The organism is Streptomyces sp. NPDC002845 (assembly GCF_053591955.1).
In genome coordinates this window covers 39868-64075 of record NZ_JBSFUU010000004.1, presented here as the reverse complement: position 1 = coordinate 64075, position 24208 = coordinate 39868, and the positions used below count along the sequence as shown (strand labels likewise).

Below are 24208 nucleotides of genomic sequence, written 5' to 3'. Positions count from 1 at the left end.
GGGTACGACAGCCCCGTACGCAAGTCCGGGTACTCGGCCCTCGCTCAGCCTCGGCCAGTCCTCGCTCAGTCCTTGTGGACGGTCCCGTCCGGGTCGAGTCCCCGGAACGACAGCAGCACGATCAGGATGCCGCCGCAGACGATCGCGGAGTCTGCGAGGTTGAAGACCGCGAAGCCCTTGGGCGCGATGAAGTCCACGACGGCGCCCTCGAAGACGCCCGGCGAGCGGAAGATCCGGTCGGTCAGGTTGCCCAGCGCACCGCCGAGCAGCAGGCCGAGCGCGATGGCCCAGGGGAGGCTGTACAGCTTGCGCGCGAGGCGGATGATCACCACGATCACGGCCGCCGCGATCAGCGTGAAGATGACCGTGAACGCCTCGCCGAAGCCGAAGGCCGCGCCCGCGTTGCGGATCGCCTCGAACTTCAGCCAGTCCCCGATGATCTCGATCGGGGGGTGGTGCTCCAGCTTCGCGACCACGATGATCTTGCTGACGAGGTCGAGAGCGTACGCCAGCGCGGCGACCGCGAACAGCACGGCGACGCGCCGCCGGCCCTTGGGTCGCTCGGCGGCGCCCTCGCTGTCGTCCACGGTCTCGGGGGAACCGGAATCGGAACCGGAGCCGGAACTTGAATCGGAAACGGGTACCGCAGAACCGTTACTGGACGCGTTTCCGGACGCCGGAGCCCCGTCCCCGGAGGCGGAAGGGGCGGCCGGGTCGGACCGCTCGTCCGAAGCCGCGCGACCCGCGGACTGCTCCGGCTCGGCCCCCGCCTCCCCTGGGATATCCGGCGTACCGATGATGCGCTCCGCCTCTGCCACGTGAGTCCCTCAACCTAGGTGCCTGACTGAGGACGAGAGTACGACACCACCCTCGCGGAGCAGGTGCTCAGGCGGCACTCAGTAGCGGCGTTCCTGCTTCTGCTTGCACGCGACGCACAGGGTGGCCCGCGGGAAGGCCTGCATACGCGCCTTGCCGATGGGGTTGCCGCAGTTCTCGCAGAGCCCGTAGGTACCCGCGTCGAGCCGTTGCAGGGCGCGCTCGGTCTGGTCGAGCATCTCGCGCGCGTTGTGCGCGAGCGCCATCTCGTGCTCGCGCGTGATGTTCTTCGTGCCGGTGTCGGCCTGGTCGTCGCCCGCGCCGTCCCCGGAGTCGCGCATCAGGCCCGTGAGGGCCCGTTCGGAGGCGTCGAGCTCGGCCCGCAGCCGCATCGCCTCCGACTGCAGCTCCGCACGCGCCTCCTCGACCTCTTCCGGGGTCCAGGGGTCTTCACCGGGGCGCACCGCGAGCTCGCCGGGCTCCGCCGCGGCGACTCGTGCCTTGGGAACGGCGGTGGGCTTCTTCGCCGCCGTGGCCGTGCCAGGACTCTTCTTCGCAACCACTGTCGTGGCTCCCGTCATCTCCGCGGCCTCGACCGCGCCCGCCTTCTTGGCCGTGCTCTTCTTGACCACACGCTTCGTGGACGTGCTCTTCCTTCTCCCGCCCCGCCCGACGGCCCTCTCCTCCACAGCGGCTCCCGTCCCCCCACCCCGCTCCGGATCCGCGCCGCTCCCCCCGACGACAGCCGCGACGCCGTCTCTCTCCGCCACTGCCTCCCCACCGGCGCCCTCCGCGACCACCTTGCCGCCGGCGTCCTCTCCGGCTGCCTTACCGCCGGCCCTCTTCGCAGCCGACTTCTTCGCGGCCGCCCTCCCTCCGCCCTTCTTCGACGCCGCCGTGGCACCACTCCTCACAGCGACTGCCTCGGCACCGTCCTCCATTCCGGCGGCCTTACCACCAGCTGCCACCCCGGCCGCCCTACCGCCCGTCCTCTTCACGGCCGACTTCTTCGCCACCGCCTTTCCACCACGCTTCGACACCGCCTTGGCACCGCCCCCCTCCACTCCGGCCGCCATACCGCCAACGTCCATCCGGGCCGCCTTACCGCCGGTCTTCTTCGTGGCCGACTTCTTCGCCGCTGTCTTCGTCCGGGCCGTCTTCCGGGCCGCCGGTTTCTCCGGGCCTCCTTCCTCGACCACCGCCTTCGAGGGGGCAGCCCTCGAAGTTGCCGCCTTCTTGGCGACGCGTTTCCTACCGGCGGCTTTCTTGCCGACGGCGTCCCCACCACCCGTCCCCGCACCGGCGGCGCCCTTCGCACCCACCGCCCCCTCAGGAATCTTCCCCGTGACCGCTTCCTCCGAAGAGGTCGTCTTCGAAACAGCCCCCCTCTTGGGAGCACGCTTCCCGCCCGGCACACCAGTTGTCCCAACACCAGCAGTCTTCGCGCCTGCGGACTCCCCGGGCCCCTCCCCCGCAACCGCCTCCTCCGAGGAAGCCGTCTTCGAAACCGCCCTCTTCTTGGCACCACGCTTCCCACCACCGGCCCTCTCGCCAACGGCCTCCGCGCCGGCCGTCTTCTTGGCCGCTGCTCTCCCGGTCGCCGCCTTGGCCCGCCCCGCGGGCTTCGCGGCAGGCGCCCCTGTAGCGGCCCGCTTCGAAGCGCTCCCCTTCTTCGCCTTCGCCGCGGCCGACCGCTCGCCCTCCGCCTTCACAGCAGGCCCCCGCTCGGCAGCCACCTCGGCGGCAGCCGATTTCCGGGCGGTGGTCTTGGCGGCCGTCTTCTTGGCGGCCGTCTTCTTGGCCGTCGCCTTCTTGGCCACGGTCTTCCTGGTCCCCGTCTTCTCGGCAACCGTCCTCTCGGCAACCCGCTCCTCGGCGACGCCCCCCGCCCCGGCCCCCGGGGCCTCCTCACCCCCGGTGGCAGCCGCACCGCTCCCCTTCGCCCCGGCGGCAGCCGCCCGTACCGTCTTCACCGGCTTCGCCGTCCCCTGGGCGCGGCCGACCGCGCCCCCCGTCCGCTTCTTGCCGCGCATGTCCTTCGCCACCATGGCCGCGGCCCCTTCACATATTGTGATCTTGCTCGCGAATCGTGCTGGGACGATAAATCGACTTGAGTCCGGCGGCAACGGGGCGCACCGCCCGATTCGCCCGCCTCGCGGTGAAGCGCGCCAAGCTTGCATCCGTTGTGCCCAGCTCCCCGCCGGGTAATCCGCCGACCCGGGCATCCCAGGATCCGGACGCCTCGACCGCGCCATTCGGGTCACCGCGAAGGCCATCCCGCAGGTCACCGCGCCAACGCCGCCAAAGCCGCGACAGCTCGCCGCCGCCCCCGCCCGCAGCCGCCGGAAAACCGGTCGGCCGCTGTCCCCACGGCGCCGTACACTGGGCGGAGCGAAAAGCGCGGATGGGGACGAGTAGCGCCGTACGCAGCCATGAGCGACCCGGGGACGGTGGAAGCCCGGGGGCGAGCGCGACGTGAAGATCACCCCGGAGCCGCCGGAAGAAAGCCGAAGCCCATGCGCCCCGGCGAGTAGAACCGGCATCGCGACCTCAATGAGGGGGCTCGCTGGTGCGTACGACGCACGGGGGAGCCAAGGAGGGTGGTACCGCGGGAGCGCGCCGCACACGGCGTAGGCAGAAAGAAGGCTCTCGTCCCTCCGACGGAAGGCAGCAAGTCCGTTGGAGGAAGCTCGCTGATGACAGCGCCGACGTACCGCCAGGTGCCCGCCCAGGTCGACCTGCCCGCGCTTGAGCACGCCGTGCTCGACTTCTGGCGCGAGCAGAAGATCTTCGCCAGGAGCCTGGAGCAGTCCGAGGGCCGCCCCGAGTGGGTGTTCTACGAGGGCCCGCCCACCGCCAACGGCATGCCGGGTGCCCACCACATCGAGGCCCGCGTCTTCAAGGACGTCTTCCCCCGCTTCCGCACCATGCGCGGCTACCACGTGGCCCGCAAGGCCGGCTGGGACTGTCACGGCCTCCCGGTCGAGCTGGCGGTCGAGAAGGAGCTCGGCTTCAGCGGCAAGAAGGACATCGAGGCGTACGGCATCGCCGAGTTCAACGCCAAGTGCCGCGAGTCCGTCCTCCGTCACACCGACGCCTTCACCGCGCTGACGAACCGCATGGGCTACTGGGTCGACCTCGACGACGCCTACGTCACGATGGACCCCGAGTACGTGGAGTCCGTCTGGTGGTCGCTCAAGGAGATCTTCAACAAGGATCTGCTGGTCCAGGACCACCGCGTCGCCCCCTGGTGCCCCCGCTGCGGCACCGGCCTGTCCGACCACGAGCTGGCGCAGGGCTACGAGACGGTCGTCGATCCCTCGGTGTACGTCCGTTTCCCGCTCACCTCCGGTCCGCTCGCCGGCGAGGCCGCGCTCGTGGTGTGGACGACGACCCCCTGGACCCTGGTGTCCAACACGGCCGTCGCCGCGCACCCAGACGTCACCTATGTGGTCGCGACGAACGGCGAGGAGAAGCTCGTCGTCGCCGAGCCGCTCGTCGGCAAGGCGCTCGGCGAGGACTGGGAGAGCACCGGCCAGACCTTCACCGGCGCCGAGATGGAGCGCTGGACGTATCAACGTCCGTTCGAGCTTGTGGAGTTCCCGAGCGTCAGCGAGGGAACCAACAAGCACAGCCCTGCCGAGGCGCATTTCGTCGTCAACGCCGAGTACGTCACGACCGAGGACGGTACGGGTCTGGTCCACCAGTCGCCCGCTTTCGGTGAGGACGACCTCAAGGTCTGCCGCGCGTACGGCCTGCCGGTGGTCAACCCCGTGCGCCCGGACGGCACCTTCGCAGAGGACGTCCCGCTCGTGGGCGGCGTCTTCTTCAAGAAGGCGGACGAAAAGCTCACCGAAGACCTCCAGAACCGCGGTCTGCTCTTCAAGCACATCCCGTACGAGCACAGCTACCCGCACTGCTGGCGCTGCCACACCGCGCTTCTCTACTACGCGCAGCCGTCCTGGTACATCCGCACCACCGCGGTCAAGGACCGCCTCCTCCAGGAGAACGAGAAGACCAACTGGTACCCGGACACGGTCAAGCACGGCCGCTTCGGCGACTGGCTGAACAACAACATCGACTGGGCGCTGTCCCGCAGCCGCTACTGGGGCACCCCGCTGCCGATCTGGCGCTGCGAGGACGACCACCTCACCTGCGTCGGCTCCCGCGCGGAGCTCACCGGGTTGACGGGCACCGACCAGTCGGGCCTGGACCCGCACCGCCCGTACATCGACGAGGTCACCTTCGCCTGCCCCGAGGACGGGTGCGGCAAGACGGCCACGCGCGTGCCGGAGGTCATCGACGCCTGGTACGACTCGGGTTCGATGCCATTCGCGCAGTGGGGCTACCCGTACAAGAACAAGGAGCTCTTCGAGTCCCGCTACCCGGCGCAGTTCATCAGCGAGGCCATCGACCAGACCCGCGGCTGGTTCTACACGCTGATGGCCGTCGGCACGCTGGTCTTCGACAAGTCGTCGTACGAGAACGTCGTCTGTCTCGGCCACATCCTCGCCGAGGACGGCCGCAAGATGTCCAAGCACCTGGGCAACATCCTGCAGCCGATCCCGCTGATGGATCAGCACGGCGCGGACGCGGTGCGCTGGTTCATGGCGGCCGGCGGTTCCCCGTGGGCGGCGCGGCGTGTGGGGCACGGCACGATCCAGGAGGTCGTCCGCAAGACGCTCCTGACGTACTGGAACACGGTCGCCTTCCAGGCCCTGTACGCCCGTACGTCGAACTGGGCGCCGTCCGAGGCCGACCCGGCCCCGGCCGACCGCCCGGTCCTGGACCGCTGGCTGCTCTCCGAACTCCACGCGCTCACCGACCAGGTGACCCAGTCCCTGGAGGCGTACGACACCCAGCGGGCCGGCAAGCTCCTGTCGGCGTTCGTCGACGATCTGTCCAACTGGTACGTACGCCGGTCCCGTCGCCGCTTCTGGCAGGGCGACAAGGCGGCGCTGCGTACCCTGCACGAGGTCGTCGAGACGGTCACGAGGCTGATGGCCCCGCTGACCCCGTTCATCACCGAGCGGGTCTGGCAGGACCTGGTCGTGCCGGTCACCCCGGGCGCCCCCGAGTCCGTACACCTGTCGTCCTGGCCGGAGGCGGACCTGACCGCCATCGACCCGGAGCTGTCGAGGCAGATGGTGCTCGTACGGCGTCTCGTGGAGCTCGGCCGTGCCACGCGCGCGGAGTCGGGTGTGAAGACCCGCCAGCCGCTGTCCCGCGCGCTGGTCGCGGCGACGGGCTTCGACGCGCTCGACCCCGAACTGCACACGCAGATCACGGAGGAGCTGAACGTCGAGGCGCTCGCGTCCCTCACAGATTCCTCCGTTGGTCCAACGGGCGGCGGCTCCCTGGTGGACACCACGGCGAAGGCCAACTTCCGCGCCCTGGGCAAGCGGTTCGGCAAGCGCGTCCAGGACGTGGCCAAGGCCATCGCGGGCGCCGACGCGGCCGCCCTGTCCCTGGCCCTGCGTGCGGGCACGGCGTCGGTCGAGGTCGACGGCGAGACGGTCACCCTGGCCCCGGACGAGGTGATCATCACCGAGACCCCGCGCGAGGGCTGGTCGGTGGCGTCCGACTCCGGTGCCACGGTGGCGTTGGACCTGGAGATCACCGAGGAGCTGCGCCGTGCCGGCCTCGCCCGTGACGCGATCCGCCTGATCCAGGAGGCCCGCAAGAACAGCGGCCTCGACGTCGCCGACCGCATCGCGCTGCGCTGGACGGCCACGGACCCGGCGGTCGTCGCCGCCCTGTCCGACCACTCCGGCCTCATCGCCGACGAGGTCCTCGCGACGGACTTCGCCGAGGGCGAGGCGGACGACTCGTACGGGGACCCGTTCACGGACGAGGGTCTGTCGCTGACATTCCGTCTGCGAAAGGCATGAGCACCGCCTGAAGGCATGAGCACTGCCCGTACGAGAGCCCGGACCCGTGAAGGGTCCGGGCTCTCGGCGTCACGGAAGGCGACGGAGGCGCTGGGGCGGGCCGGATTCGAACCGGCGTCCTCCTAGATGCTGTCGAGGCGCGACAACCAACTGCGCTACGCACCCCAGCGCTGCGGGCACGCTATCCCATGCCCACTGGGCTCGGCCCCGGAATTTCCCGGGGCCCTCGCCGTCTCCACCGCCATCAACCCGCGTAAAAGGGGGCGAGGCCCCGGAGAAATCCGGGGCCTCGCCCTTTGAACGCTGCCGACGCCTGAGGCGTACAAGAGGCCGTCAGTTGTCGTCCTCGTCGATCAGGAAACCGCGCATCGGAGAGGGGGCCTGGCCCATGGGGGACGGGCCCTGCGGGCGGACCGGGGCCATGGGCTGGGTCATGGCCGGAGACATCTGCTGCTGACCGCCGTAGGACGGAGCGGCAGGACTCGGCGCGCCACCCATCCCCTGGTTGCCGCCGTAGGACGGGGCGCTCGCGCCGGCCGGGGCCATGGAGGGCGCCGGGGACGGCGGAAGCGACGCGGTCGCGGGGGTGCGCGGCGGAGCCAGCGAGTCGTCCGCCTGGGTCTCCAGCTGACGCAGCTGCGACTCCAGGTAGGACTTCAGGCGGGTGCGGTACTCGCGCTCGAAGCCACGCAGGTCCTCGACCTTGCGCTCCAGCGTGGCGCGGGCGGACTCCAGCGAGCCCATCGCGACACGGTGCTTCTCCTGCGCGTCCCGCTCAAGGGCGTCGGCCTTGGCGCGGGCGTCGCGCTCCAGACCCTCGGCGCGGCTGCGGGCCTCGCCGACGATCTTGTTGGCCTCGGAGCGGGCCTCGGCGATCGCCTGGTCGGCGGTCTGCTGGGCCAGCGAGAGGACACGGGCGGCGCTGTCGCCACCAGGGCCCTGACCGGGCAGGCCGGGGCCGCCGCCCATGGGACCGCCCATCGGGCCGCCCATCTGCTGTTGCTGCATGGGGGGCTGGCCCATCTGCTGAGGCTGGCCCATCGGACCGCCCTGCCCCATCGGACCGCCCTGGCCCATCGGACCGGGACCCTGCGGGCCTCCCGGACCGCCCTGGCCGCCAGGACCGGCCGGCAGCTGCGGAGCACCGCTGGGCAGCTGGGGCGGACCACCCATGGGGCCACCCATCTGCTGCTGCGGCGGGCCCGATATCCCGGCGGGCACAGGACCGCCTTGACCGGGACCGCGCATGCCCTGCTGCTGCATGCCACCCTGCTGTTGCATGCCACCCTGCTGCTGATCCTGAGGACCGGGCCCCTCCGGCGGCTTGCGCATGTTCTGCTGGTTCTGCGCGGCGGCACGGGTCGCGGCGGCCAGCTTGGCGCGCAGGTCCTCGTTCTCGCGCAGCAGGCGCGTCAGTTCGGCTTCGACCTCGTCGAGGAAGGCATCGACCTCGTCCTCGTCATAGCCTTCTCGGAGGCGGACGGTCGTGAACTGCTTGTTCCGCACGTCCTCGGGGGTCAACGGCATCTCTTCACCTCAACGTAGTCATCGGCAGTCGGCAAGACCGTATCGTCCACAGTCACCTCGCGAGATTGTTCACGATGGAGATGAGGATGTAGACGATGATCATCAATACGAAGAAGGACAGGTCAAGTGCCACGCCCCCGAGACGTAGCGGCGGGATGAACCGCCGCAGAAGCTTGAGCGGTGGATCAGTGACAGTGTAGGTGGCCTCCAGAACGACCACCATCGCCTTGCCGGGTTGCCATGAGCGGGCGAACTGGAAGACGTAGTCCATGACCAACCGGAAGATCAGCACGATGAGGAAACACATCAGCGCGACGTAGAGCACCTGCCAAACCACGCTCATGATCCGTGCTTCCCTCTCCCCTGTTTCCCGTACATCGGTCTGGTTGTTCGTCTCAGCTCTGGTTGAAGAACCCGCCCTCTGCGATGCGGGCCTTGTCCTCCGCCGTGACATCGACGTTAGCAGGCGACAACAGGAACACCTTCTGCGTCACCCTCTCAATACTGCCGTGAAGACCAAACACCAAACCGGCCGCAAAGTCGACAAGTCGCTTCGCATCTGTGTCATCCATCTCAGTGAGATTCATGATCACCGGAGTGCCCTCACGGAAGTGTTCCCCGATGGTACGGGCCTCGTTGTAGGTCCGGGGGTGGAGTGTGGTGATCCGGTAAGGCTCTCGTTCGGACACGACCTTGGGCATGATCACCGGTGCGTTCTTCTCCATGCTCTGACGTTCTGGTGTGATGGATGCCACGGGCGCGATCCGGGCGGGTCGCACCGATTCCGCAGACAGCGAAGCGGAATGCGCTGCCGGTTCGCGCTGCACGGAGGACTGCACCGCTCGTACCGATTCGTCCCGTTGGGGCTGGTGTGACTGGTGCGCCGGCTCGTGTCGTCGGCGGTCCCGCTCGGGCTCCGGGTCGAGCTCGGGTTCGAAGTCGTCATCGGGGTCGAATCCCCGGCCGTCGTACCCATCGTCCTCCACGAGGCCGAGGTAGACCGCCATCTTGCGCATCGCGCCGGCCATGCTCTGAGTCCTCCGCTCTGTGGTGGATCGACTGACGAATAACCAAGTGCCCGCGATCCACGAGGTCGTTATGCCCGCCTATCAGCGGTAATGACCATATTTTCTGCTGTGGTCCGACTTCTTGGCGACGTTACCCGAGCCTGGGGCGGACTCCGAGTACCGCGGTGCCGACGCGTACATGTGTCGCTCCGGCGGCCACAGCCTGTTCGAGGTCCGCACTCATCCCTGCCGAGACCATGTTCGCAGCCGGATGGGCTCTGCGCAGCGCAGTCGACAAATCCATCAACCGCTCGAACGCGGCCCGTTCGCGCCCCGCGTACGCTCCGCTGAGCGGCGCGACGGTCATCAGCCCGTCGAGCCTGAGCCCCGGTGAACTCGCCACGAGATCGGCCAACTCTTCGATTCCGCCAGGCCCGACGCCCCCTCGCACCCCCCGGCCGCTCTCCTTCACATCGAGCGCGACCTGGAGGAGACACCCCACCTCGCGCCCGGCCCGCACCGCCTCCCTCGAAAGAACCGCCACGAGCTTGGAACGATCGACGGACTGCACAAGATCCGCGTAACCGACAACGGAACGGACTTTGTTGGTCTGCAACTGACCGACGAAATGCCACGTAAGCGGCAGATCCGAGCATGCGGCGGCCTTGGGTGCCGCGTCCTGGTCCTTGTTCTCGGCGACGTGGCGCACACCGAGTTCCGACAGGATGCGCACATCGCTCGCGGGATACGTCTTGGTGACCACGATCAGCGTCACCTCGTCGCGCTTGCGCCCCGCGGCCACGCACGCGGCGGCGATACGTTCCTCCACCTTCGCCAGATTTCCGGCGAGTTGAGCCTTACGGTCCGTCATGCCCCATCAGTCCAGCCAGACATAGCCCGCGAGCCGCCCGGTGGCGCCGTCGCGGCGGTACGAGAAGTGGTCGGCCGACTCCAGCGTGCACACCGGCGACTGCTCCCGGTCGCACACCCCGAGCCGATCGAGCTGCGCGTGCACTCCGGCGCTCACGTCGACGGAAGGTGTGCCCCAACTCGTCTCGGCGTACGCCACCGGCTCGACGGTCGCGACCTCGGCGCGCATCGTCTCGGGTACCTCGTAACACCGGCCGCACACCGCGGGCCCGGTGCGGGCGACGATCCGGGAGGGCTCGGCGCCGAGTTCCACCATGGTCCGTACAGCGGCGGGGACGACCCCGGCGACCATGCCGGGCCGTCCCGCGTGGGCGGCGGCCACCACTCCGGCGACCGGATCGGCGAGGAGGACGGGCACGCAGTCGGCGGTGAGTACGGCGAGGGCGAGGCCACGCCGGGCGGTGACGACCGCGTCGACGCACGGGACGCCGGCGGAGCCCCTCGGTCCGTCGACCACGGCCACGTCCGCCCGGTGCACCTGGTTCATCCAGACCACGTCGGCCGGGTCCAGTCCCAGCGACTTGGCCGCCAGCTCCCGGTTCGTACGTACGGCGTCGGGGTCGTCGCCGACCGCCGCGCCAAGGTTGAGCTCCTCGTACGGAGCGGCGCTCACCCCGCCCCACCGGTCGGTGAAGGCGAAGTGCGCGCCGCTCGTGCTCGTTCCGGAGCGCTGCCCTATCACTTGAGGAAGTCCGGCACGTCCAGTTCCTCGGCCGCACTGTCCGAGTAGGACCGGGACGGCGGCACCGGCGGGGCGACCGGGAGTTCGTTCGCCGGCTCCGGGGCGGGCTCCGGCGTCTCCTCGCGCGGGGTGACGCTGCCGAGCGAGCCGAAGGAGGGGCGGCTCTCGGTGGGCCGTACGGGCGTGGGGTCCTCGCGCTTGGCCGAGGACGAGCCCAGGATGTTGTCCCGCTTGGCCGGGGGCTGGCCCCCGTCGAAGCCGGCGGCGATGACCGTGACCCGGACCTCGTCGCCGAGGGCGTCGTCGATCACCGCACCGAAGATGATGTTGGCCTCGGGGTGCGCGGCCTCGCTGACCAGCTGCGCGGCCTCGTTGATCTCGAACAGGCCGAGGTCGGAACCGCCGGAGATGGAGAGCAGGACGCCCCGGGCGCCGTCGATGGAGGCTTCGAGGAGCGGCGAGGAGATCGCCATCTCGGCGGCGGCCACCGCGCGGTCGTCGCCGCGGGCCGAGCCGATGCCCATGAGGGCGGAACCGGCCTCGGACATCACGGACTTGACGTCGGCGAAGTCGAGGTTGATCAGGCCGGGCGTGGTGATGAGGTCGGTGATGCCCTGGACACCGGAGAGCAGGACCTGGTCGGCGGACTTGAAGGCGTCGAGCACCGAGACCTGGCGGTCCGAGATGGACAGCAGCCGGTCGTTCGGGATGACGATGAGGGTGTCGACCTCGTCGCGCAGCTCGGCGATGCCGTCCTCGGCCTGGTTGGCGCGGCGCCGTCCCTCGAAGGTGAACGGGCGGGTGACCACACCGATGGTGAGGGCGCCGAGGTTGCGTGCGATGTTGGCCACGACGGGCGCGCCGCCGGTGCCGGTGCCGCCGCCTTCACCGGCCGTCACGAAGACCATGTCGGCCCCCTTGAGGACCTCCTCGATCTCCTCGCGGTGGTCCTCGGCGGCCTTGCGGCCGACGGCCGGGTTGGCTCCGGCGCCGAGTCCGCGGGTGAGTTCACGGCCGACGTCGAGCTTGACGTCGGCGTCGCTCATCAACAGCGCCTGGGCGTCGGTGTTGATCGCGATGAACTCGACACCCTTGAGACCGACCTCGATCATTCGGTTGATGGCATTGACACCACCGCCGCCGACACCGATGACCTTGATGACTGCGAGGTAGTTCTGCGGTGCTGCCACGTCGAAGGCCTCTCGCCTCGATTTACGGGTCGCCACTTCACGATGGAGCGAGGTGACGACGGATGCCGATTGGGACGGTCCGTAGTGCCGACCCGAACCCTAACGCTGAAGTTTAGGGTTACCAGTATGTCTGTTCCCTGGAGTCTTCTGAACAGGACACTAAGTCGACAAGTGGCGCACGTTCAACGAACACGCCGAACCTCCCGTTTTTCTTTTCACCCTATGTGATCAGCCGTAGCGGTGCCCAACCAGGGTGCTGGCCTGCGCGGATGTGCGTCAACTCCCTGATGACGCAGGGGCGGTGGGAACGCTCACGTCGAAGTGCGTTGCACCGGGCGCCGCTTTCATCAGCGCGGTGAGCGTGGCCGCCTTCGCCCTGCCCTTCTCGGCACTTCCCCACACGACGGTCCGGCCGCCGCTCAACTCCAGCGAGATGGAGTCGTACGAACGGACCTTGACGGTCCGGGCGTCCCGCGCGACGGCGGACGGAAGGGCACCGGCGACCCGGACCGCCTCGCGCACCAGCCGGTCCTCACCGAACCGGCGCAGACTCGCGGCGGTCGAACCCGACCGGGACACCGACAATTCCAGCGCCGGGACACCCTTGGGCGCCTGCGAAACCGTCGCAAATCGCACGCCCTTGGCGTCCACTTCGACGTACTTGCCCCCATTTTCTGCACCTGCGGCCTTTTCGACAATCAGAACCGGAGTGCGCTCGATCACTTTCAGCCCGATTCCATGGGGCCAGGAACGGACCACATCAACCGAGTCAATTCGGGGCAATTTCCGACGCAGTCGTGCCTCAATCGCATCGGTGTCGACGGAAATCAGGGGTGCCCCGAGCGGTACGTCGGCCGCCTCCTCCACCTGCGCCGGCGTCAGGACACCCGTCCCCGAGACCGTCACCCGCTCCACGCGCAGCCACTGGGAGCCGTAGAGGACCCAGAGGGAGCCGGCGGCGAGCAACACCACGGCGACGGCAAGGATGATGAGCGTACGAGGACCGGGCAGCCGCCCCGGGCGCGGCAGCCGGAGCGGGCCGGACTCCAGGTCCTCGTGCGCACCGCGCTCGGCGGTCGTCGATCCGGCCACGCGCCCTCCTTTTTCCTGGCTCGGTTCACCTCCGGGGCGCTCCAGCCGGTGCCGAGAGCCCGACCGCGCTCAGCCCTTCGGGCCTGCGCGCTCGACCTCTCGGCACCGGCGCGCCCCTTCGGCTCACTCGCCGGTCGTTACTGGCGGTGCCGCGCGGCGATCGCCTCGTACACCATGCCGACGAGCAGGTCGTCGGCGTCCCGGCGGCCGAACTCGGCGGCGGCACGGGACATCTGGTACAGCCGGTGCGGGTCGGCGAGCACGGGCAGCACGTTCTGCTGGACCCAGGCGGGCGTCAGTTCCGCGTCGTCGACCAGCACTCCGCCGCCGGCCTTGACCACCGGCTGGGCGTTCAGCCGCTGTTCGCCGTTGCCGATGGGCAGCGGGACGTACGCGGCCGGGAGCCCGACGGCGGAGAGTTCGGCGACGGTCATCGCGCCCGCGCGGCAGAGCATCATGTCGGCCGCGGCGTACGCGAGGTCCATCCGGTCCACGTACGGTACCGGGATGTACGGGGGCATTCCCGGCATCTGCTGCACCTGCGGCAGTTCGTTCTTCGGGCCGACCGCGTGCAGGATCTGGATGCCGGCCTGCTGGAGGTACGGCGCGACCTGCTGGACCACCTCGTTGAGGCGGCGGGCACCCTGCGAGCCACCGGAGACCAGCAGGGTCGGCAGATTGAGGTCGAGCCCGAAGGCGGCACGGGCCTCGGCGCGCCTGGCGGCCCGGTCCAGGGTGGCGATGGAGCGGCGCAGCGGGATGCCGATGTAACGGGCACCCCGGAGCTTGCTGTCGGGCGTGGAGACGGCGACCTGGGCGGCGTACCGCGAACCGATCTTGTTGGCGAGGCCGGGGCGGGCGTTGGCCTCGTGGATGATGATCGGCACGCCCAGGCGCTTGGCGGCGAGGTAGCCGGGCAGGGCCACATAGCCGCCGAAGCCGACGACGGCGTCCGCCTTGGTGCGCTCCAGGATCTGCTCGGTCGCCTTGATCGTGCCCCGCAGCCGACCCGGAACGGTGATCAGCTCGGGCGTCGGCTTGCGCGGCAGGGGTACGGCGGGGATCAGCGCGAGTTCGTACCCGCGCTCCGGCACGAGCCGGGTCTCCAGGCCGCGCTCCGTGCCCAGGGCCGTGATCCCCACGGTCGGGTCCTGCCTGCGCAGGGCGTCCGCGAGGGCGAGCGCGGGCTCGATGTGGCCTGCGGTTCCCCCGCCGGCGAGTACGACATGCACCGAAATTCACCGCTCTCCGGACGAGCGCGCCGCCGAGGCGCGCCGTCGCATCGTGTTCCATCTGCCGGGCCCCGAAGGGCGTCCACCGCGCTTTCTACCAAAGCGGGGTTGCCGCATCGCAAGCGCCGCCCGCGCAGCGGGCTCGTCGCGCGCGAAGGCGATCAGCAGCCCGATGGCGAACATGGTCGGCAGCAGGGCTGATCCCCCGTAGGAGAACAGCGGGAGCGGGACTCCGGCGATCGGCAGCAGACCGAGCACCGCACCCATGTTGATCACTGCCTGAGCGGTGATCCAGGTGGTCACGCCTCCCGCGGCATACCTCACGAAGGGGTCCTCCGTGCGTCCGGCCACGCGGATACCCGCATAGCCTAGAGCCGCGAAGAGGGCGAGCACCGACAGCGTCCCCGCCAGGCCCAGTTCCTCACCGGTGACGGCGAAGATGAAGTCGGTGTGCGCTTCCGGGAGTTGACCCCATTTTTCCACACTGGCGCCGAGGCCGGAGCCAAAGATTCCGCCCGAGGCGAGGGCGTAGAGACCGTGCACGGCCTGCCAGCACTGGTCGGCGTCGGTGGAGCCGAGGCAGGTGAGCCGCGCCATACGGTTCTCGCTGGTCTTGATGAGGAACACACCGATCAGCGCGGCCACCGACAGCACGCCCGCGAACAGTCGCGTGGGCGCCCCCGCGATCCACAGCAGCCCGAACAGGATCGCGGTCAGGATGATCGCCGTGCCCATGTCGCCGCCGAGCATGATGAGCCCGAGCAGCATGAACGCCACCGGGACGAGCGGCACCAGCATGTGCTTCCACTGGGTCAGCAGCCGCTTGTCCTGCTTGCGGGCGAGCAGATCGGCGCCCCACAGCACCAGGGCGAGCTTGCCGAACTCGCTGGGCTGGAGCTGGAAGGGGCCGCCGACCGAGATCCAGTTCTGGTTGCCGTTGACCGCCACCCCTATCCCGGGCACCTGTACCAGGGCCATCAGAAAGACGGCGCCCGCCAGGATCGGGTACGCCAAAGCCCGGTGCAGCTTCACCGGCATCCGCGCGGCGATCAGCATCAGCGCGCCGCCGATCACCGCGGCCAGGAACTGCTTGCGGAAGAAGTACGACCCCGGCAGCGACAGCTGCAACGCCGTGATCTGCGAGGCCGAGTAGACCATCACCAGGCCGAGCACGGTGATCAGCAGGCTGCCGCCCAGGATCAGGTAGTACGCGGTCAGCGGCCGGTCCCAGGCCCTGCGCGCACGCGCGTAGAGCCGCCGTACGGCGTTGTCGCGCGGCGCGCGGGAGACGGCGGGCCGCTTGAAGGCGCGCTGGACGGGCGGCCGGCGGGTACGGCTACTCACCATCCGCGCGCCCCTCCCCCGCCGTGCCACCGGCACAAGGCCGCCCGCGAAGCACCGTGCACGATGGCGTCACGCGTCCCTCCCAAGGGTCCCGGGCGCGCCCGGACCGGCCTGGACCCGCCGTCAGGCGCTCGCGGAGGCGAGTTCCCGGACGGCGTCCGCGAACGCGTCTCCGCGCTTGTTGTAGTTGGTGAACATGTCCATGGAGGCACAGGCCGGAGCCAGCAGCACGGTGTCGCCCGCGGCGGCGAGCCGCCGCGCCTCCCGGACGGCCGCGAGCATCGCCCCAGTGTCGGTCCGGTCGAGGTCGACGACGGGCACCTCCGGCGCGTGTCGCGCGAGCGCTTCCCGGATCAGCGCGCGGTCCGCGCCGATCAGCACCGCTCCCCGAAGCCGCTGTGCCGACCTGGCGACCAGCTCGTCGAAGACCGCCCCCTTGGCGAGCCCGCCCGCGATCCACACGATCGACTCGTACGCCGCCAACGAGGCCTGTGCCGCGTGGGTGTTGGTCGCCTTGGAGTCGTCGACGTACGCGACCCCGTCCACGTCGGCCACGTGCGCGATGCGGTGGGCGTCCGGGGTGAAGTTCCGCAGACCGTCCCGTACGGCCGTGGCGGGCACCCCGAAGGCGCGCGCGAGGGCCGCCGCGGCAAGGGCGTTGGCGATGTTGTGCGGGGCCGGAGGGGTCACGTCGGAGACCTCGGCGAGTTCCTGGGCGTTCTGGTGCCGGTTCTCCACGAAGGCGCGGTCGACCAGGATGCCGTCCACGACGCCGAGTTGGGACGGCGCGGGCGTGCCGAGCGTGAATCCGACGGCTCGGCAGCCCTCCTCGACGTCCGCCTCGCGCACCAGGTCCTCGGTGGCCTTGTCGGCGACGTTGTAGACGCAGGCGACCCGATTGCCCTCGTAGACACGGCCCTTGTCGGCGGCGTACGCCTCCATGGAGCCGTGCCAGTCGAGGTGGTCGGGGGCGAGGTTCAGGACGGCGGCGGAGTGGGCGCGCAGGGAGGGCGCCCAGTGGAGCTGGTAGCTGGAGAGTTCGACGGCCAGGACGTCGTACGGCTCGTCGGACAGGATCACGTCGATGATCGGGGTGCCGATGTTGCCGACGGCGGCCGTGCGCAGGCCGGCGGCGCGCAGGATCGAGGCGAGCATCTGGGTGGTGGTCGTCTTGCCGTTGGTGCCGGTGACCGCCAGCCAGGCTGCCGCGTCGGGGCCTCGGAGCCGCCAGGCGATCTCCACGTCGCCGACGACGTCCACGCCCGCCTCGGCGGCCGCGGCGAACAGCGGCGACGTGGGCTTCCAGCCGGGCGAGGTCACGACCAGCTCGGTGCCCTCGGGGAGGGTGTCGCCGTCGCCGAGCCGTACGTCGATGCCGTCGAGGGAGCCTTCGAGGGCGGCGGCCTTGTCCCGGAGGGCCTCGGAGTCACCGCCGTCGACGACGGTGACCGTCGCGCCGAGGCCGGCCAGGGCGCGGGCGGCGCTGATGCCACTCACACCGAGCCCGGCGACGGTGATCTGCATGCCCTCCCAGGACCTGCCCTGCCAGGACGTCACTTGTCGGCCGCCCATCCCGCATAGAAGATACCCAGTCCGACAATCACACAGATGCCCTGAATGATCCAGAACCGGACCACGACAAGGACTTCGGACCACCCCTTGAGTTCGAAGTGGTGCTGGAGCGGCGCCATGCGGAAGACACGCTTGCCGGTCAGGCGGAACGAGCCGACCTGGATGACGACCGACATGGTGATCAGGACGAACAGGCCGCCGAGGAGCGCGAGCAGCAGCTCGGTGCGGGAGCAGATCGCCAGACCGGCGAGGGCGCCGCCGAGGGCCAGGGAGCCGGTGTCACCCATGAAGATCTTCGCGGGCGACGTGTTCCACCACAGGAACCCGAGGCAGGCACCCATCAGCGCCGAGGCGACGACCGCGAGGTCGAGGGGATCTCGTACCTCGTAACAGGCGGTCGGGTTGGCCAGCGTCTGGGCGTTGGCGCAGGACTCCTGGAACTGCCAGACGCCGATGAAGGTGTAGGCGCCGAAGACCAGCACGGAGGCGCCGGTGGCGAGTCCGTCCAGCCCGTCCGTCAGGTTCACGCCGTTCGACATGGCGAGGATCATGAACAGCGCCCAGACCACGAACAGCACCGGGCCGATGGACCAGCCGAAGTCCTGCACGAAGGAGAGCTTGGTGGAGGCCGGGGTGTTGCCGCGGTTGTCCGCGAACTGCAGCGAGAGCACCGCGAAGGCGATACCGCCGGTCAGCTGGCCGGCCATCTTCGCCTTCGCCCGCAGACCGAGCGAGCGGCGTTTGACGATCTTGATGTAGTCGTCCAGGAAGCCGACCAGGCCCATGCCCGCCATCAGGCCCAGCACCAGCACACCCGAGAAGGTCGGCGCCGCGTCGGCCTCGCCGTCCAGGTAGACCGTGATCACCTTGGCCAGGAAGTACGCCGCGATCGTCGCCAGGATGAAGGCGATACCGCCCATCGTCGGCGTACCGCGCTTGGCGTGGTGCTCGCGCGGGCCGTCGTCGCGGATGTACTGGCCGTAGCCCTTGCGGGCGAGCAGCTTGATCAGCAGCGGGGTGCCGATCAGCGTCAGGAAGAGGCCAATGACGCCCGCGAACAGGATCTGCTTCATCATCGGGCGGCAACCTCACCCTCGACACCACTGTCCAGCAGCGCCTGCGCCACACTCTCGAGCCCGACCGACCTGGACGCCTTCACGAGTACGACGTCTCCCGGGCGCAACTGACTGCGCAACAGGTCGACCGCCGCCTGTGCGTCGGACACGTGCACCGACTCCTCACCCCACGAACCCTCGTTATATGCGCCCAGTTGCAGCCAGGACGCTTCCCTGCCCCCGACCGCGACGAGCTTGCTGACGTTGAGCCGGACGGCGAGCCGTCCGACCGCGTCGTGCTCGGCGAGCGCCTCGTCCCCGAGCTCGGCCATCTTGCCGAGCACCGCCCACGTCCGACCCCCTTGTGCCCGTGAGGCTTCGCCCATGGCGGCCAGCGCGCGCAGGGCGGCCCGCATGGACTCGGGGTTGGCGTTGTAGGCGTCGTTGACGATCGTCACGCCGTCCGGGCGCTCGGTGACCTCCATCCGCCAGCGGGAGAGGGAGCCCGCCTCGGAGAGCGCGGTGGCGATCTCTTCCGCGGACATGCCCAGCTCATGGGCGACGGCGGCCGCGGCGAGCGCGTTCGACACGTGGTGCTCACCGTACAGGCGCATGGTCACATCGCTGCACCCGGAGGGTGTGTGAAGCAGGAAGGCCGGCTGTCCGCTGTCCGTGAGTCTCACGTTCTCGGCGCGTACGTCCGCTTCGCCGGACTCTCCGAAAAGGATCACCTTCGCCTTCGTACGGGATGCCATGGCGCGTACGAGGGCGTCGTCGGCGTTGAGGATCGCGGTGCCCTCTTCGGGCAGCGCCTCGACCAACTCCCCCTTGGCCAGGGCGATCTGTTCCCGGCCGCCGAACTCGCCGATGTGGGCGGTGCCGACGTTGAGGACCAGGCCGATCTTCGGCGGGGTCAGGTCCGTGAGGTACCGGATGTGGCCGAGTCCGCGGGCGCCCATCTCCAGGACGAGGAAGCGGGTTTCCTCGGTGGTGCTGAGCGCGGTGAGCGGCAGCCCGATCTCGTTGTTCAGGGAGCCGGGCGTCCACACGGTGGGCGCCTTGCGCTGGAGGACCTGGGCGACGAGGTCCTTGGTGCTGGTCTTGCCCGCGGAACCGGTGAGGGCGACGAGGGTCGTGCCGAGCTTCTGGACCACGTGGCGGGCGAGGGCGCCGAGGGCCGTCTGGACGTCGTCCACGACGATCGCGGGCACACCGACGGGGCGGGCGGCCAGCACGGCTGCCGCGCCCGCCTCGACGACCGCGTGCGCGAAGTCGTGGCCGTCCACGCGCTCACCGGCGAAGGCGACGAAGAGGCTGCCGGGGCCCGCCTCGCGGGAGTCCCGGACGACCGGCCCGGTGACCCGGGCGGACGGATCCGGTATGTCGTGCGTCTGCCCGCCGACGACTTCTGCGATCTCGGCGAGAGAGAGGGCGATCACAAGTTCATCCCTGGGTCTTCTGGATAGCTTCGCGAAGCACCTGGCGGTCGTCGAAGGGACGCACCACCCCGGCGATGTCCTGGCCCTGCTCATGGCCCTTGCCCGCGACCAGCACGGTGTCCCCGGGCCGCGCGCGGGCGACGGCGGCGGCGATGGCGGCCGCCCGGTCCTCGAAGACCTGGACCTCGCCACGCTCGTGCGCGGGCACGTCGGCGGCACCGGCGAGCATGGTGGCGAGGATCGCGAGGGGGTCCTCGGAGCGGGGGTTGTCGGAGGTCAGTACGGCGGTGTCGGCGAGCCGGGCGGCGGCGGCGCCCATCGGCATCCGCTTGGTCCTGTCCCGGTCGCCGCCGCAGCCGAGCACGATGTGCAGCTTGCCCTCGGTGACCTTGCGCAGGGCCCGGAGCACGGATTCGACCGCGTCGGTCTTGTGGGCGTAGTCGACGACCGCGAGATACGGCTGCCCGGCGTCCACGCGCTCCAGGCGGCCCGGCACACCCGGCACCGCGGCGATGCCGTCGGCTGCGGCCTGCGGGTCGAGCCCCGCGGCGGCGAGGGAGACGATCGCGGCGAGGGTGTTGGCGACGTTGAAGGGGCCCGCGAGCGGCGACGTGGCGGCGATCCGCTCGCCCTTGGGGCCGATCACGGTGAACGTCGAGTCCATGGGCCCGACCTGGACGTCCTCGGCGCGCCAGTCGGCGTCCGGGTGGCCCTCGGCGGAGAAGGTGACGACGGGGACGCCGGCTTCCTTGGTGAGCCTGCGGCCGTACTCGTCGTCGAGGTTGACCACGCCGAGCCTGCTGCGTTCGGGCGTGAACAGCCGCGCCTTGGCCCGGAAGTAGTCCTCCATGTCGGAGTGGAACTCCATGTGCTCCGGGCTGAGGTTGGTGAAGACGCCGATGTCGAACACGCAGCCGTCGACGCGGCCGAGGACCAGGGCGTGGCTGGAGACCTCCATGGCGACCGCCTCCACCCCGCGCTCGCGCATGACCGCGAACAGGGCCTGGAGGTCGGTGGCCTCGGGGGTGGTGCGCTCGGACTTGATGCGTTCGTCGCCGATGCGCATCTCGACCGTACCGATGAGTCCGGTGGAGCGGACCGTCTTCAGGCCGCCCTCGATGAGGTACGCCGTCGTCGTCTTGCCGGAGGTGCCGGTGATGCCGATCTGGAGCAGGTCGCGCCCGGGGCGGCCGTAGATCGTGGCTGCCAGCTCGCCCATCCTGCCCCGCGGGTTCTCTACGACGAGGACGGGGAGCCCGGTGGCGGCGGCGCGCCCGGCGCCCGTCGGGTCGGTCAGTACGGCGACGGCGCCGAGGCCGGCCGCCTGGTTGGCGAAGTCGGCGCCGTGGAGCCGGGCGCCGGGCAGGGCGGCGTACAGGTCACCGGGGTGCACGGCGCGCGAGTCGTGGGTGATGCCCGTGACCTCGGCGATGCCGTCCGGGCTCTCCGACGGTGCGATGCCCAGCTGACCGGCTAGTTCCGCGAGAGGTGTGGCGGAGACGTGAACCGGTCGGGGCGGCCCGGGAAATGTCACGGGATGGCCCTTCTGGGCGGTTTGGGACTGATCGGCGTGTGGCACGGCGGTGAGCGTACCGGGCGTACCCCCGTCGGAGCGAAGCGAGGGGCGCTGCGGGGCGTGCGGCGAGCCGTGGTTCCCGGAGTCGGGAGTGATCGTTCTCACGAGCTGGTTCCAACCTGCTTTCCGTGCTGTTTCCGTGCTGTAGGGAGTGCCCTCGGGGACGTGCAGGTCGGGCATGCCCTGTCGGGCGTGCTGCCGCCGGGCCCGTCAGGGCTTGAAGGTGACGGGCAGGTTGGGGGCCTTGGCCCCGGTGGGCGGGACCTGGAGGGTCTTCAGAGCGAACGCCATGACCTCCTTGTAGATGGGGCCGCAGATCTGGCCGCCGAAGTAGCTGCCCGTCGTGGCGTTCTGGATCGCGCAGTAGACGGTGACACGCGGGTTGTCCGCGGGCGCGAACCCGGCGAACGAGGACGTGTAGCCGCGGTACCTGCCGGTGGCCGGATCGACGCGGTTGGCCGTACCCGTCTTGCCCGCCACCCGGTAGCCGGGGATGCGCGCCTTGGTGCCCGTGCCCTCCTCGTCGTCCACGACCGACTCCAGCATCTGGGCGAGGGTCTTCGCCGTCTTCTCGCTCACGACCCTGGTCTTCTCGGGCTCCGGGGCGGGGGTGAAGCGTCCGTCCGGTCCCTTGCCGCCGCGGACGAGGGTGGGCTCGATCCGTACGCCGCCGTTGGCGATCGTCGAGTACACGGAGGCCGCCTGCAGGGCGTTGACGGACACGCCCTGGCCGAAGGGGATCGTGAACTGCTGCGAAGTCGACCACTGGCCCGGGGGCGCGAGGATGCCCTTGGTCTCGCCGGGGAAGCCGAGCCCGGAGTAGCTGCCGAGGCCGAACTTGCGCAGATACGAGTACAGGACCCGGTTGGCCTCCTGCTGCGTCTTGCCGAGCTGGCCGGTGGCCAGGATGGTGCCGATGTTGCTGGACTTGGCGAGGACGCCGTTGAGCGTCAGGTACCAGGTCGGGTGGTCGATGTCGTCCTTGAAGAGCCGGTCGCCGCGGTGCAGCCGGTTGGGCACCGTCACGTGGGTGCCGGGCGCGGCGACGTTCTCCTCCAGTACGGCGGCCATCGACATGACCTTGGCGGTGGAGCCGGGCTCGTAGGCGTCCTGGAGGGCCGCGTTGCCCATGGCGTTCGCGTTCGCCCGGGAGAGGTCGTTGGGGTCGAAGCCGGGCGAGTTGGCCATGGCGAGGATCTCGCCGGTCCGCGTGTCCTGCACTATCACGTAGCCGCGGTCCGCCTTGGACTTCTCGACCTGCTCGGCGATGGCGTTCTGCGCGGCCCACTGGATGTCGCGGTCGATGGTCAGCTCGATGTCGGAGCCGGCCACGGCGGGCGTCTCGGTGGAGCCCGCGGTGGGCACCTGACGGCCGCCGGACTGGGCGTAGCGGATCTCGCCGTCCTCGCCGGCCAGCTCCTCTTCCAGCTGCTGTTCCAGGCCGCCGCCGCCCTTGCCCTCGGCGTTGACCCAGCCCAGTATCCCGGCGGCCAGGTCGCCGTTGGGGTACACGCGCTTGCTGCTGGGGTCCTGGAAGACGCCCGCGAGCACGTTGACGGCGTTCTTGTCGCTCGCCGCCTTCTCGCCGAGCGTGCTCTTCAGGTCCTTGATCTGGTTCCAGACCTGCGGGACCTGGCGGCGGGCGAGCAGGACGTACTGGGTGTTCTTCGTCCTGAGCCTCTTGGCGATCGTCTCCTGGTCCTGGCCCAGGATCGGCGCGAGGAGCGCGGCCGCCTGCTCGGGGGCGTCGTCGATCCCCGTCGCCTCGCGCGTGAACAGCGTCGGGTCGGCCGTGATGTCGTTGGCGTCGACGCTGGTCGCGAGGGCCACGCCGTTGCGGTCGGTGATCCCGCCGCGCTCGGCGGCCAGGACGTGGCCGACGTACCGGTCCTTCTCGGCCATGGCGGTGTACGTGCTCGCGTCGACGGCCTGCACCTGGAACAGCCGTACGACGAAGGCGATCAGCACCAGCGTCAGCGCGAGGCTCACCATGCGCAGCCGGGGGCGCGGACTGCCGAGGCGGATGGTGCGCGCGGCCGGGGGCCGGGGAGCGGGGCCCGGGCGGCGCTCGGGGCGGGCACCGGGGCCTCCCGGGCGGCGCCGGGCACTCGGGCGTCCGGGCCGGGCGGGGCCGGGTACGCGGCGGCGCGGCGGTTGCCTGCCGAAGTCATCGACCACTTCGGTCACCTGCCGGGGGTCGTAGGAGGCTGAGGGGAGGGGGTGGCCGCGGGGGCCTGTGGCTGTGCCGGTGGGGCCGACGGCGTGGGGGTGGGTGTAGGCGTGGGGGTGGGGCTGGGGCTCGCGTACGGCTCGGCTTCGATCGCCTCCGGGGCGAGGACGAGGGGGACGCGCGCCGAGGACTGCTGGGCTGCGGCTCCGGGGACGCCCTTGACGGTGCCGTCGGGGTCGAGGAAGGCGGGGTCGCCGCCGGGGACCATGCCGAGTTCGCGGGCGCGGCGCTGGAGGGCGTCGGGGGCCGAGTAGGCGTCCACGTCCCGCTGGAGGGCCTGTTCCTCGTCGGTGAGGCTCTTCGTCTCCTTCTGCAGGTCGCCGAGTTTGAACGAGCCTTCGCTGAGCGCCGAGTTCAGCACGAGGAGGCCGATGAGACCGCCGCCCAGGAGGGTCACGACGAGGAGGACGAAGGGGGTGCGGGCGGCCTGGCCCTGGCTCCGGCCCGTGGGGATGAGCCGTGCGAGGCGGGCGGCCCGCCCCCTCAGTTCGGGTTTCCTACTCACGCGCCCTCCCTGCGAGTTGGAGTTTCCGGCTCACTCGCCGTCCCCTTCGCGTCCTTCATAAGACCGCCTCGCCTTCATAAGACCGCCTCGATCGTCTCGACCGTCTCGTACGACCACCGT

At 70.2% G+C, this 24208-nt stretch carries 18 protein-coding genes and 1 tRNA gene; 1 reads left to right on the top strand and 18 read right to left on the bottom strand.

Annotated features, from left to right (window positions below):
* Positions 1 to 65: 65 nt before the first annotated feature.
* Positions 66 to 818 (bottom strand): signal peptidase II, encoded by a 753-nt coding sequence (gene lspA, locus ACWD3C_RS03840; RefSeq protein WP_451139731.1) that lies wholly within the window; start codon positions 816 to 818, stop codon positions 66 to 68.
* Between the two features lie 78 nt (positions 819 to 896).
* Positions 897 to 2864, bottom strand: coding sequence for a TraR/DksA C4-type zinc finger protein (locus tag ACWD3C_RS03835; RefSeq protein WP_451139729.1), 1968 nt, complete (start codon positions 2862 to 2864; stop codon positions 897 to 899).
* Positions 2865 to 3512: 648 nt separating this feature from the next.
* Here ACWD3C_RS03835 and ileS point away from each other — a divergent pair.
* Positions 3513 to 6707 (top strand): isoleucine--tRNA ligase, encoded by a 3195-nt coding sequence (gene ileS / locus ACWD3C_RS03830; protein ID WP_451139727.1) that lies wholly within the window; start codon positions 3513 to 3515, stop codon positions 6705 to 6707.
* A 91-nt stretch (positions 6708 to 6798) separates the two neighbouring features.
* Here the strand turns inward: ileS and ACWD3C_RS03825 are convergent.
* The 16 genes from ACWD3C_RS03825 to ACWD3C_RS03750 form a co-directional block, all read right to left on the bottom strand.
* Positions 6799 to 6873 (bottom strand) — tRNA-Leu (locus ACWD3C_RS03825).
* A gap of 167 nt (positions 6874 to 7040) precedes the next feature.
* On the bottom strand, positions 7041 to 8234 hold the full coding sequence (locus tag ACWD3C_RS03820) for a DivIVA domain-containing protein (RefSeq protein WP_451139725.1): 1194 nt from the start codon (positions 8232 to 8234) through the stop codon (positions 7041 to 7043).
* 52 nt (positions 8235 to 8286) lie between these two features.
* Entirely contained in the window at positions 8287 to 8577 is a 291-nt protein-coding gene (locus tag ACWD3C_RS03815) for a YggT family protein (protein WP_451139723.1), read from the bottom strand.
* 52 nt (positions 8578 to 8629) lie between these two features.
* Positions 8630 to 9262: a cell division protein SepF gene (locus ACWD3C_RS03810; protein WP_451139721.1), complete on the bottom strand. Its 633-nt coding sequence runs from the start codon at positions 9260 to 9262 to the stop codon at positions 8630 to 8632.
* Positions 9263 to 9392: 130 nt separating this feature from the next.
* On the bottom strand, positions 9393 to 10112 hold the full coding sequence (locus ACWD3C_RS03805; protein ID WP_451139719.1) for a YggS family pyridoxal phosphate-dependent enzyme: 720 nt from the start codon (positions 10110 to 10112) through the stop codon (positions 9393 to 9395).
* A gap of 6 nt (positions 10113 to 10118) precedes the next feature.
* Positions 10119 to 10853, bottom strand: a complete 735-nt coding sequence (pgeF, locus tag ACWD3C_RS03800; protein ID WP_451139717.1) for a peptidoglycan editing factor PgeF — start codon at positions 10851 to 10853, stop codon at positions 10119 to 10121.
* Positions 10850 to 12043, bottom strand: coding sequence for a cell division protein FtsZ (gene ftsZ, locus ACWD3C_RS03795; RefSeq protein ID WP_451139715.1), 1194 nt, complete (start codon positions 12041 to 12043; stop codon positions 10850 to 10852). The genes pgeF and ftsZ overlap by 4 nt, the downstream gene beginning before the upstream one ends.
* A 276-nt stretch (positions 12044 to 12319) precedes the next feature.
* Positions 12320 to 13135 carry a cell division protein FtsQ/DivIB gene (locus ACWD3C_RS03790; RefSeq protein WP_451139713.1) on the bottom strand — a complete coding sequence of 272 codons (816 nt, stop codon included), beginning with the start codon at positions 13133 to 13135 and terminating at the stop codon, positions 12320 to 12322.
* A gap of 137 nt (positions 13136 to 13272) precedes the next feature.
* Positions 13273 to 14367, bottom strand: a complete 1095-nt coding sequence (murG, locus tag ACWD3C_RS03785; protein WP_451139711.1) for an undecaprenyldiphospho-muramoylpentapeptide beta-N-acetylglucosaminyltransferase — start codon at positions 14365 to 14367, stop codon at positions 13273 to 13275.
* Positions 14368 to 14373: 6 nt separating this feature from the next.
* Positions 14374 to 15714, bottom strand: coding sequence for a putative lipid II flippase FtsW (ftsW, locus tag ACWD3C_RS03780; protein WP_451139709.1), 1341 nt, complete (start codon positions 15712 to 15714; stop codon positions 14374 to 14376).
* 120 nt (positions 15715 to 15834) lie between these two features.
* Positions 15835 to 17283 (bottom strand): UDP-N-acetylmuramoyl-L-alanine--D-glutamate ligase, encoded by a 1449-nt coding sequence (gene murD / locus ACWD3C_RS03775; RefSeq protein ID WP_451139707.1) that lies wholly within the window; start codon positions 17281 to 17283, stop codon positions 15835 to 15837.
* Positions 17265 to 18356, bottom strand: coding sequence for a phospho-N-acetylmuramoyl-pentapeptide-transferase (gene mraY, locus ACWD3C_RS03770; protein WP_451140023.1), 1092 nt, complete (start codon positions 18354 to 18356; stop codon positions 17265 to 17267). Before mraY ends, murD begins: the two co-directional genes overlap by 19 nt.
* Positions 18356 to 19777: a UDP-N-acetylmuramoyl-tripeptide--D-alanyl-D-alanine ligase gene (locus ACWD3C_RS03765; RefSeq protein ID WP_451139705.1), complete on the bottom strand. Its 1422-nt coding sequence runs from the start codon at positions 19775 to 19777 to the stop codon at positions 18356 to 18358. Before ACWD3C_RS03765 ends, mraY begins: the two co-directional genes overlap by 1 nt.
* Positions 19778 to 19781: 4 nt before the next feature.
* Positions 19782 to 21458 carry a UDP-N-acetylmuramoyl-L-alanyl-D-glutamate--2,6-diaminopimelate ligase gene (locus ACWD3C_RS03760; RefSeq protein ID WP_451139703.1) on the bottom strand — a complete coding sequence of 559 codons (1677 nt, stop codon included), beginning with the start codon at positions 21456 to 21458 and terminating at the stop codon, positions 19782 to 19784.
* A 105-nt stretch (positions 21459 to 21563) separates the two neighbouring features.
* Positions 21564 to 23540 carry a peptidoglycan D,D-transpeptidase FtsI family protein gene (locus tag ACWD3C_RS03755; RefSeq protein WP_451139701.1) on the bottom strand — a complete coding sequence of 659 codons (1977 nt, stop codon included), beginning with the start codon at positions 23538 to 23540 and terminating at the stop codon, positions 21564 to 21566.
* A complete protein-coding gene (locus tag ACWD3C_RS03750; protein WP_451139699.1) occupies positions 23537 to 24088 on the bottom strand; it encodes a septum formation initiator family protein in 552 nt (183 codons plus the stop codon). Before ACWD3C_RS03750 ends, ACWD3C_RS03755 begins: the two co-directional genes overlap by 4 nt.
* Positions 24089 to 24208: the final 120 nt, after the last annotated feature.